Source organism: Paracoccus litorisediminis (assembly GCF_009711205.1).
In the GTDB taxonomy this organism is placed as follows: domain Bacteria; phylum Pseudomonadota; class Alphaproteobacteria; order Rhodobacterales; family Rhodobacteraceae; genus Paracoccus; species Paracoccus litorisediminis.
Genome location: NZ_WMIG01000054.1, coordinates 1 through 1,762, shown reverse-complemented (window position 1 = coordinate 1,762; position 1,762 = coordinate 1). Strand labels below are relative to the sequence as shown.

Genomic DNA, 1,762 nt, shown 5'->3' with positions numbered 1-1,762 from the left:
GTGCGATCCCCAGCTTTGTCAGGGTGCGTCGCACCGAAAGATGCGAGCCCTCGACCAGCCGAATGATCTCAAGCTTTTCAGAGGCTGGATATCTCATGCGTCGTCGCCCCCAGCCCCGCTCATGCTTCCTAAGAAACAGCCGCCGTCGCGGGGATGGGCGCCAATGCAAACCCGAGAGCCCTGGCGCGCCGTTGAAGGTTTGACAACACGCGCTGCCGGTGCCGCTCGTCGTAGGCTGTCGCCCCCTGATCCTGGTAGGTCATGCCATGGCGGATGGCGTTGTAGAACAAGACTGCGATCTTGCGCGCTGTGGCAGTTACTGCCTTTTGCTTGCCTATGCGAGATGACAGCCGACGGTAGAACGCGCCCAAGGCCGTGTCGCTTTTGCCAATCGTGACAGCAGCCAGGCGCAGGAGAGCGGCCGCACGACTGGAGGATCGGCGTGTCCGTGAGGACAGCAGCTTGCCCCCCGATATCTTGTTCCCGGGGGCCAGACAGAGCCAAGACGTGAAGTGCTTTGCGCTTCTCCAAGCGCGCAGGTCCGTGCCGCATTCGGCCACCAGCTTCAGTGCCAGCGACGGGCCAAGACCGTGTATTTGCGTCAGGTCTGTGCCCAAAACCCCGTAAAGCGCGGCCCGCACATCGAAAGACGGCGCGTTGTGCTGCTTGCCTTTGATCCGTGCCTTCGGCAGCGGAGCCAGATCATCGTCGGCCCGGACAGTCAGCGCGGTAATCGCTGCCTCCAGCCTGCGGTCGCACGCCTCAATCTGCGCCTTGTAGAAGTCGTATAGCTCCAGCGACTGTGTGAGAGCAAAGACATGCTCCGGGCGATCATTACCGACCAGCGCGGCTTTGATCGTGCCCATCGATGACTTGCAGCGGACATCCCGGAAGGCGGCAAGAACTTCGGGATCACGCTCTCCACCGACGATGGCACGGATGATCAGCATGCCCGTTGCGCCTGTGATGTCCGACACCACATGATGCAATTGCAGGTTCATCTCCATCAGCGCCTTCTGCATGTGCTGGATGTGAGCGGCTGCATACTCTGTCAGACGTTCGCGTTGGCGCATATAAGCGCGCAGAGTGGCGATCTCGGCTTCGGGGTGGAAGCTGCCACGTAGCAAACCATAGGAATGCAGCTGGCGCAGCCATCCGGCATCGCTGACGTCGGTTTTGCGGCCTGGCACATTCTTGGCGTAGCGGGCATTCACGAGGATGACCTCGAAGCCATTCGCTTCCAAGATTTCGAAGGCCGGTATCCAGTAAACGCCGGTCGATTCCATGGCCACGCTGGTGACACCGCACGACCGGAACCAGTCGGCAAGGTCGTGCAAATCCTGGGTGAATGTTCCAAAGGCACGCACTGGCATGATGTCGGTGTCAGGGTTCACAGCCGCCATGTGCATCGTCGAGCCGATATCGATCGCGGCCGCATTGGGGTTGACCATCTTCAGGTCCGGGTGGCCACCGGATTTGCGCTTCGTCATGGCATCTCCTCCGTTCCAGGCGAAGGGCGTGGGCCATGCAAGTTCGTCATCTTCCTAACCGGGATCGCCGCGATGGCAGCGTCACCACTCTCAAGTGCGCATCGGCCCATGTGCCACGTTTTTTAACGGGGTCCAGTCCACCAATAAGCAGTCGGCATCTGCCCTTCGGGCGTAGCATAGCACAGGCTGTTTATACCGCGCACAGGCGGGCAGCGGCCCGGGACGGTTTTTTAGCAATCGGTTCTCAAGGGTGAGATCCGCGACGACCTCTT

Annotated in this window: 1 protein-coding gene and 1 pseudogene; both read right to left on the bottom strand. The window is 60.6% G+C overall.

Annotated features, from left to right (window positions below; translation table 11 throughout):
• Positions 1 to 142 (bottom strand): annotated as a pseudogene (locus GL300_RS25995) (IS3 family transposase); the annotation flags it as partial.
• Positions 129 to 1,490: an IS110 family RNA-guided transposase gene (locus GL300_RS25990; protein WP_155042571.1), complete on the bottom strand. Its 1,362-nt coding sequence runs from the start codon at positions 1,488 to 1,490 to the stop codon at positions 129 to 131. The gene GL300_RS25990 and the pseudogene GL300_RS25995, both read right to left, overlap by 14 nt.
• Positions 1,491 to 1,762: the final 272 nt, after the last annotated feature.

Coding starts and splice junctions, on each gene's coding strand:
- GL300_RS25990 (WP_155042571.1), bottom strand. CDS start 1,490: ATGACGAAGCGCAAATCCGGTGGCCACCCGGACCTGAAGATGGTCAAC.